The sequence below is a fragment of the Pseudoalteromonas sp. GABNS16E genome, from assembly GCF_028598715.1.
Classification (GTDB): Bacteria; Pseudomonadota; Gammaproteobacteria; order Enterobacterales; family Alteromonadaceae; genus Pseudoalteromonas; species Pseudoalteromonas atlantica.
Genome location: NZ_JAQREZ010000093.1, coordinates 1 through 7,988, shown reverse-complemented (window position 1 = coordinate 7,988; position 7,988 = coordinate 1). Strand labels below are relative to the sequence as shown.

At 38.3% G+C, this 7,988-nt stretch carries 11 protein-coding genes; 5 read left to right on the top strand and 6 right to left on the bottom strand.

Annotated features, from left to right (window positions below; genetic code table 11):
* From PSI06_RS20340 to PSI06_RS20325, 4 genes are all read right to left on the bottom strand, one after another.
* The coding region (locus PSI06_RS20340; RefSeq protein ID WP_273605065.1) for a hypothetical protein at positions 1–334 on the bottom strand (334 nt) is incomplete at its 3' end.
* A gap of 55 nt (positions 335–389) precedes the next feature.
* A complete protein-coding gene (locus PSI06_RS20335) occupies positions 390–1,292 on the bottom strand; it encodes a cation diffusion facilitator family transporter (RefSeq protein WP_004588886.1) in 903 nt (300 codons plus the stop codon).
* Positions 1,279–2,010 carry a transglutaminase-like domain-containing protein gene (locus tag PSI06_RS20330; protein ID WP_004588887.1) on the bottom strand — a complete coding sequence of 244 codons (732 nt, stop codon included), beginning with the start codon at positions 2,008–2,010 and terminating at the stop codon, positions 1,279–1,281. Before PSI06_RS20330 ends, PSI06_RS20335 begins: the two co-directional genes overlap by 14 nt.
* Positions 2,011–2,065: 55 nt before the next feature.
* Complete coding sequence (locus PSI06_RS20325) at positions 2,066–2,680, bottom strand: cation transporter (RefSeq protein ID WP_004588888.1); 615 nt, start codon at positions 2,678–2,680, stop codon at positions 2,066–2,068.
* Between the two features lie 77 nt (positions 2,681–2,757).
* Here PSI06_RS20325 and PSI06_RS20320 point away from each other — a divergent pair, with 77 nt between their 5' ends.
* From PSI06_RS20320 to PSI06_RS20310, 3 genes are all read left to right on the top strand, one after another.
* Positions 2,758–3,147 carry a Cd(II)/Pb(II)-responsive transcriptional regulator gene (locus PSI06_RS20320; protein WP_004588889.1) on the top strand — a complete coding sequence of 130 codons (390 nt, stop codon included), beginning with the start codon at positions 2,758–2,760 and terminating at the stop codon, positions 3,145–3,147.
* A 42-nt stretch (positions 3,148–3,189) separates the two neighbouring features.
* The gene (locus tag PSI06_RS20315) at positions 3,190–3,567 is read left to right on the top strand and encodes a MerR family transcriptional regulator (RefSeq protein ID WP_004588890.1); all 378 of its coding nucleotides are present in this window, start codon (positions 3,190–3,192) and stop codon (positions 3,565–3,567) included.
* A gap of 102 nt (positions 3,568–3,669) precedes the next feature.
* Positions 3,670–4,122, top strand: coding sequence for a MerC family mercury resistance protein (locus PSI06_RS20310; protein WP_273604746.1), 453 nt, complete (start codon positions 3,670–3,672; stop codon positions 4,120–4,122).
* On the opposite strand, the gene PSI06_RS20305 is transcribed toward PSI06_RS20310, so the two are convergent.
* Complete coding sequence (locus tag PSI06_RS20305; RefSeq protein WP_010555486.1) at positions 4,106–4,831, bottom strand: NYN domain-containing protein; 726 nt, start codon at positions 4,829–4,831, stop codon at positions 4,106–4,108. The genes PSI06_RS20310 and PSI06_RS20305 overlap by 17 nt on opposite strands.
* Before the next feature lie 474 nt (positions 4,832–5,305).
* Here PSI06_RS20305 and PSI06_RS20300 point away from each other — a divergent pair, with 474 nt between their 5' ends.
* A complete protein-coding gene (locus PSI06_RS20300; protein ID WP_010555485.1) occupies positions 5,306–5,857 on the top strand; it encodes a cytochrome b in 552 nt (183 codons plus the stop codon).
* Positions 5,858–6,104: 247 nt separating this feature from the next.
* Complete coding sequence (locus tag PSI06_RS20295) at positions 6,105–6,344, top strand: hypothetical protein (protein WP_010555484.1); 240 nt, start codon at positions 6,105–6,107, stop codon at positions 6,342–6,344.
* A gap of 650 nt (positions 6,345–6,994) precedes the next feature.
* On the opposite strand, the gene PSI06_RS20290 is transcribed toward PSI06_RS20295, so the two are convergent.
* The gene (locus PSI06_RS20290; protein ID WP_004589546.1) at positions 6,995–7,591 is read right to left on the bottom strand and encodes an HD-GYP domain-containing protein; all 597 of its coding nucleotides are present in this window, start codon (positions 7,589–7,591) and stop codon (positions 6,995–6,997) included.
* Positions 7,592–7,988: the final 397 nt, after the last annotated feature.

Genomic DNA, 7,988 nt, shown 5'->3' with positions numbered 1-7,988 from the left:
GAAGTATCGCTTCAAGAAAGGTACTTGTTTGATCAATTTGATAAGGCGTTTTATTGATAATGTTTAGTTTGCCCGTGGTATTTGAATTACTGACTAAAATCCAAGATAAGTGGCTGCCACTGCAATGTCCGCAGTGATGACAATCTTTTTCATTATGCTGCTCATCACCTACATTATCATTTGAGACATTTCGATCATCTGCATGATCATGTTGAATTTGAAGGTGCTCTATATCTATTTGGTGATTCTCAGGTGTTGCGGATACAACAGCAGTTAACGATTGCAAAACAATCGAAACGACTAATAGTATTTTTAACGCAACATTGAATTTCAAAATAAACACCTACTTAAATATGAAAAATTATAATATCAAAAAAAGGTTTTCTAAACTAGCCATGCGCATGTTTTTCATGCTCGTCACGGCAAGTTTCTTGAGGAAACTCAAACTCAATGGTTGTATGAGATAAATTATAAGAAGAAAGTTCCTTAGCCACTTGTTGTTTTAGCCTAATTAATTTATCAACCTCAAAGTTATGGGCTAACTCTAGGTGAGCAGTTAATACGTGACTTTCCCCGTCTAATGACCAAAAGTGCATATGATGAATCCCATTAATTTCAGGTATAGCCTTTATCGCTTTTTCAATATTATTCTGCACTTCTTCATCAGGTGTAGCTTGAAGAAATAGTGCCAATGTTGTTTTCAGGTTTTTCAAAACGTTAAACAATATAAACAGTGTAAAGCCTATAGAAAGCAAAGGATCTAATATTGGTAGATCTACAAAAAGCAGCACGATAGAAACAATTAGGACTGCAACCCAGCCAAGTACGTCTTCAAGCAAATGCCACGTAAGTACTTTTTCGTTCAGCGTTTTACCCGCTTTTAGTTTAAATACTGCATACCCATTAACAGCAACCCCAAGTAATGCAAGACCCAACATTCCTTCAGCCATTGGCATTTCAGGATTAGATAATCTTGGTATTGCTTCAAATAACACCCAGACAGAACCAATAACTAATACAATACTGTTAATTAATGCGCCAAACAGGGTAAGACGACGATAGCCATAGCTAAATCTATCGGATGCTTCTTTATCCGAGAAACGACTCAGTATCCAAGCGAATCCTATAGATAAACTGTCACCCAGGTCATGTACAGCATCAGCCATAATAGCGGTACTGTTGGTTAGCCAACCACCAATAAATTCGATAATAGTAAATGAAACATTAAGGAAAAATGTCCAACCTATACGGTCGTCTTTTCCATGCGAATGGCTATGGCTATGATTGTGCATTTTCCACCTCAAGAACTTTTAAATTTCTTACATTGACTACGTTAAAATTGATAAAGTGACGGATCACTCGTTGATACATCCAACGTTTGATTCCTGATAAGTTAGTTCCTTTTTCGAGATAAAACTCATCAGGGGAATTATAAACACCAAAATCATCATGAATACCTTCTTTTTGTATATAGGTATCTTGACCACGCCAATCTGTATCTGGCGAAGAGAAACACTTTGTTGCAACACCATAACCACAAAATTCGTTTTTTATTTGACTAAATTTGTGCTGTAGTGAACTTAAATATTGTTCATCTAATATAAAGCCTTCTAAGTTTATCCAACGATCCTTGAAATAAACTTCAATCCAACTATGAATGATATATTTAGGTGCTAACCAAAATACATAAGTTGGAATAGCTCCTTTTTGTAATCGCTGCTCAATAGTAAAGCCGTGAAAACGACATTGAATACCTAATCCTCGTAACAAAGCCATCAGCAAGTTACCCTTGGTATTGCATTGTCCGTAACCATCGGCTAAAACACTGCTTGCTGAAATATCATCACTCTCATTGTAACCAAATAATATTTCATCTTTAACAAATTGGTAGGCTGCACCAATTTTGTTGAAGTCATCGAGTTCTTGCCAATTACGCTCAGAAATTAATGATTGAATTGTAGAGTGTTCAAAATTTACTATCTTGGTTTTTTCTAGATATTTGCTATTCATTGATGTTTCCTTACTTTGAACAACCAAAGGTTGATTGTTTATCTTCATTTGGTGTTTAACGTGTTTTCTCAGCAACAGCTAATTCTTGTTTAGCATCGCTTAGTATTCGGTAAGCGCCTCGAAGAATTAACATTGAAATGATGCTACCAATGACGATATCAGGCCAACGCTGTTTCAGCACCATAACGAGTATGCCTGCGATAACGACACCAAGATTTGCAATTACATCATTCGCTGAAAATATCCAGCTAGCTCTCATATGTACTTCATCGTTGTTGTGCTTTCGAATAAGGATGAGACAAATCACATTTGCAACTAAAGCAACCATGCCTACGCCAATCATAAACCAAGAGTGAGGCTCACTTTCACCATACAGCCTTCTAGCAATATCCATTAGAATTAGCACGCCTAACCCCAGTTGGAAATAGCCACTCACTAAAGCAGCATTAGCCTTATGTTGGATTGACTTTCCCACCGCGTATAGTGCAATTGCATAGACGATTGCATCCGCTAGCATGTCTAACGAATCTGCAATTAAAGCCGTTGATTCTGATAACCAACCAAAGCCAATTTCAAAAACAAACATCGAGGCATTGATAGCCAGAAGCCAATAAAGCACCGTTTTTTGCTGGTTATCTTTTAGCTCAACTTCACACCCACAATCGCTCATTTTCATCTCCGATTAACTTGTATGCTCTAACTATAAATCCTATAGTGACTATAGGGTCAAGTTTATTTGGAAATTTTATGAAAATTGGTGAGTTATCGAAAACATCGGGGTATTCAGTACAAACCATCCGATATTATGAAAAGGAGGGCTTGCTGTCAGATCCTGATCGCACTGAAGGGAATTTCAGGTTGTATTCTAATAAGGCATTTAAAGAGCTAGAGTTCGTAAAGCATTGTCGAAGTTTAGATATTCCGCTTAATGATATTAAGCGACTCATTGAATTAAAAAACAAGCCAGAGGAGAGTTGCTCTAGTGTAAATGCATTAATTGATCGGCAACTAACTTTAGTTAATCAACGAATGAAGGAATTGAATGCACTCAAAAAAGAGTTAAAACTAATGGCAAGCTCTTGCGGGTCTGACGGTACAATTGAAGTCTGTGGCATTATCAAGTCATTAGATAGTTGAACTAAATATAACTTTAGATTAGTAGTATTCACAAAGGCAATAATGAAAACCATTGGCAAATTAGCACAATCATTAAATTTAAATGTAGAAACCATTCGTTTTTATGAACGAGAAGGACTGATTACACAACCTGAAAAACCAATATCTGGTTATAGACAATATGACGAATCAATAGCAGGACAACTTAGGTTTATCACAAAAGCCAAAGCGCTCGGCTTTACGTTAAGAGAAATAAAATCGCTAATGTCTATGGACAGCAACTGCGCTCAAGTTGAGCTATTAAACCGACAAAAGTTAGCAATCATTCGAGACAAAATTAATGACCTTCAACGTTTAGAGAAAGTAATTGTGGGTATGACAAATACCTGTATGCAAAACGAAGATCCAACACATTGCCCCATAATTGACTCATTAAAATGATTGACTCCGTACTTGTATACGGAGTTTAGAATGATGGTAATATCAACCAATAGACTTTCAAATGATAAATAAAATATTAGACAGAGTAGGCTCTAGTGGCGTTTGGCTAGCGGCACGGCCTGCCTCCCTGCATTAAGGTCACTTGCATCGGCATTAGGACTAGGCTTCTTCTCTCACTTCGAAGGAATAGCTGTAAATACGCTTTTACCTATTTTTGCATCTTTGGAACTATTGGTAAACTTATACAACTGGCACAAAAATAAAAACCATACCAGAGCTGTCTTCAGCATTCTAGGGCCTGTAGCAGTGCTATTAACGCTTTATCCTCTTTGGCTATATGATTGGAGCACATACCTATTTTACTTTGGTATTTGCTTAATGGTCGTTATGTCGGTTTTGGATATCGTAAAACCAGTAAGGGAGCAAACATGCAACGTATGGCTAATTGCCGTCGTTGAAACGATTAACGGTCAATGTCTGCTTTTCGCTCTTTGCCGAAGTTTGGCTAAGTGCCATAAGCGGATATTAATAAAGCGCCTTACCTTGATTTGTTAAGTTGTTTTGCTTTCTTTTTATCCCTAATCCATAAAACTGAGCCATTTGTTTTTTTCATCTCAAACAAATCTATAGCTTGAAATAAATCACTCAACTTCTTAAAGCCATAATTACGCTGGTCAAAGGATGCGTGATTTGAAATATGTGTACCGATTGGTCCTAACATGGCCCAGCCATCGTCTTCTTCGACAGCCTCAATTGCTTGCCTAAGCAAATTAATTAACTTGGTGTCACTTTTTATGTTCTTTTTTTGTTTTTGTATAGGAGGGTCTTTTTCGCTATCTTCGTCAAGATAGAGGAATAGTGAACAACTATTAACGAAAGCTAGTGGTGCTTTACGTTCACCAAAACCAATCACAAATTTACCATCAGCCAAAGAACGAGTTACCAAGGGAGTAAAATCACAATCGGACGACACCAGGCAAATAACATCAATGTCTTTAGTATACAGCACATCCATAACATCAATTACTAATGCCATATCAGTGGCATTCTTGCCTTTGGTAAGATCGAACTGTTGCATCGGCTGTATTGCAAATTCATGAAGCACGTCTTCCCACGGTTTCAGGTTTTGATTTTTCCAATTTCCATATGCTTTACGAATGTTGACTACACCATATCGCGCCAACTCGGATAGCACTTTATCTATCTTTTGAGCAGGTGCGTTATCTGCATCAATAAATACCGCAATTTTCTCTTTATCTCTCACAAAAGCTTCCTTGAAACTTAAAATCTTATTGACCACTACAGTAAACAGTTTCTCGACTTTTTCTAGTAAATACTTAGGCTATTATTTTCCATATTCCAGCCAAATAACAGTATTGTAGTGGCTTGGTTAATTTGGGACCCAAATTAGAGGCGTCTCCTTGTTGGTCATCTGCTGCTAGTTGCAACCATTTGAACTAATTAAATTGTTTATAAATGTTTTTTCTATAAGGTTTTCTTGGAGCCCATATTTAATTTTTATGTGTCTCCATTTTTTTACGTACTTACAATGAAAGTGCTTATCAAGTATATTTACTCATGTTTTTTAAAATATAAATTTTATGTTTTAGATCACTAAATGCTTAGTAATGATAGGTTACTTTGTAGTGGGGTAGGCTACTTTTTTAAGCTCTAAAACAGCTAAATGGTCAGTAACTTTATACGATTAATATAAGGTTTAATTTTTTCGAGGGGCACTATGAATTTAAAAAATACAACAACTCATTACAATACACTCTCCATTGCTTTGCATTGGCTTATGTTCATATTGATAGTCGCTGTTTACGCAAGCATTGAACTGCGCGAATTATTCGACAAAGGAACAGCAACCCGAGATGCCTTTAAAATGTGGCATTTTATGCTTGGTTTATCGGTTTTAGCCTTAGTAAGCGTTAGGCTAATTGCTCGCATAGTAGGTGGTTCGGCTCCTGATATAAAACCACAGCCAGCTAAATGGCAAAATAACCTGGCCAAACTAGTGCATGTTATTTTGTATGGGTTCATGTTTGCTATGCCTATTGCTGGATGGTTAATTTTGAGCATGGCGGGCAAACCAATTCCGTTTTTTGGTCTAGAGCTGCCGCCATTGGCCAGTAAAGATTTAGACTTAGCTAAAACCATAAAAGAGCTGCATGAAACCGCTGGGGAAGTTGGCTATTACTTGATTGGACTACATGCAGCCGCCGCCTTATTCCACCACTATGTTTTATCTGATAATACGGTTGCACGAATGCGTTTGCCTAAAAAATAACAGCTAATTAAGTGGTTAACCCGTTGTTTTCGCACATATTCAAGGATATGTGCGACGCGCGTATAGTGTTCTATTTAGATCTGCTTAAAGATAATAGAAAACTTAGTGATAGTAATATCTTAGCTAATTTGTTAAAACTGTGTAAAGTATACATATGAGTGTGGTCGGAGCAGAAAGATCCGCCCTTCGCGCACTATAAAATTATCCGTATAAAGGGTTTTCAACAATTGATGAGGCGCGTAGTTGGGTGTTGAAATTTAGCCACTGGTATAATTTTAACCACAAACATAGTGGCATCAAATACGTCAGCCCACATCAAAGGCATTCAGGATTAGCGGGTGACATATTGGCTAATAGAAAAGAAGTTTATCAAGGTGCTAAAGATGCTCACCCTGAGCGCTGGAGCGGTAATATCCGTAATTGGAATTTACCAAAAGAAGTGTACTTAAACCCTGAACAAAATAGTGTCAAGGCTGAGAGTGCATAACGTAGTGATCGCGACAACTAGTTTGACAAACACCGCTACTGTCCTTAGTGTACTGTTCTCTCGGTTATATACTCTCAGAAATCAAATCATGCATGGTGGGGCCACTTTTAATAGCTCAGCCAATCGTCAACAATTGAGATATTGTACAAATATACTGGATCTACTAGTACCAACGATCATTGAGATTATGATGAATAACCCTAATGACCTTTGGGGTGAACCGGTATATCCATATGTTGGGAAATAGATATATCAAACCCACTAGTAATTGCATAAATATTCACAATAACTGTATAAGTCATAATAAAGTAAGCATCACGATTGACATCCTAAACACCTTTATTCAAATGTGCATGCTTCCTAGTTTAACATTAGGTAATGTAGGGCAAATATTAGTGAATATTTATCGGCTCAAAATCTAGCTGTCACGGAAAGGGGCAAAGGTGAGTTATATTGATAAATCGTCGATGGACATAAATGAGTTAGAGCCGAAGGACGGCTCTGTGCCATTTGCAGACATTAGCAACGCCTGAGCTCAGGTGCATTTGAGACAACGCCTGCTTTTGCGTTAGCAAAAAAGTGGGTGGCGGATCAAATGTCATCTGCAGAGACTTTTTAGGCAGCGTTCACCGTATTCTAGAAACGAGCGTTTACGAGGCACGTGCCGAACTGGCCTTTATGACTTTTGTAAACAACAAAAAAATATTTGGATCAAACTTCGTGTCCACTTCATGCTTCAAGATATTCATAGTTTCAAGGTGCGATTTAGCCATGCGGTATGGCCTGCTAGTCGTCAGTGCATCATACGCATCAATGATCGAAAGTATTCGACTACTCAGGGGAATATCGGCACCAGCCAGTCCGTCCGGGTATCCACTTCCATCAAATGCTTCATGATGATGTCTGACAATAGACGCGACCTCGTCTCTGTTTGTCAGGAATGTCTCACTAATTATTCTCTCACCGATAACCGAGTGAGCCTTTATCTCTTCCCTTTCATCAGGTGTGAGCTTTCCAGGCTTCGAGAGAACAGTATCACGAACTCCAATCTTACCCACGTCGTGTAATTGACTGGCAATACGCAAGTCATCTAATGAGGGGGCACTCAAATCGGCCGCACGCCCCACTTCCAACGCAAGCGCACAGACGCGGTCACAATGGCCTCTAGTATACGCATCGCGCGCGCACAATGCCGTAATGAGTGATGGGTAAGCATTTTCTTGATCTGGTGCGAGGGCAAAAGCCATTGAATATCTCTCCTTGTTCAGCAACGCCTAACAATTTAATAGTGCGCTCATCACGCATATTTTTGCTGACGTCAAGCTCATCTATCCACATTCCAACAAATAACCGAGGGTATTTCAAGATTTTAAATAAATTTAAATGTAGGATATACGCGTTGCTCGTTTGCTTGACTATATGAATAAACGACACAACTTTATCTATTAATTAGCCCTAAATTTAGCCATCCTCAATGACCGGTTATCGCTCTTTTAAGGCATTCGCCTCAACACGTTTTGGGGCGTGCGACGTGAAGTCGTATGAAGCGCTGTTCACCGCTTAATGAGTGAACCATCTGTATCACCAGATGATCCTAGGAGCCTGAATAAAGTAGCGGCTCTGACAATGTAACGAAGGTTGGTA

Excerpts from the sequence above, each read along its gene's own strand:
- PSI06_RS20335 (WP_004588886.1), bottom strand. The coding sequence starts at position 1,292 with ATGCACAATCATAGCCATAGCCATTCGCATGGAAAAGACGACCGTATA.
- PSI06_RS20330 (WP_004588887.1), bottom strand. The coding sequence starts at position 2,010 with ATGAATAGCAAATATCTAGAAAAAACCAAGATAGTAAATTTTGAACAC.
- PSI06_RS20325 (WP_004588888.1), bottom strand. The coding sequence starts at position 2,680 with ATGAGCGATTGTGGGTGTGAAGTTGAGCTAAAAGATAACCAGCAAAAA.
- PSI06_RS20320 (WP_004588889.1), top strand. The coding sequence starts at position 2,758 with ATGAAAATTGGTGAGTTATCGAAAACATCGGGGTATTCAGTACAAACC.
- PSI06_RS20315 (WP_004588890.1), top strand. The coding sequence starts at position 3,190 with ATGAAAACCATTGGCAAATTAGCACAATCATTAAATTTAAATGTAGAA.
- PSI06_RS20300 (WP_010555485.1), top strand. The coding sequence starts at position 5,306 with ATGAATTTAAAAAATACAACAACTCATTACAATACACTCTCCATTGCT.
- PSI06_RS20290 (WP_004589546.1), bottom strand. The coding sequence starts at position 7,591 with ATGGCTTTTGCCCTCGCACCAGATCAAGAAAATGCTTACCCATCACTC.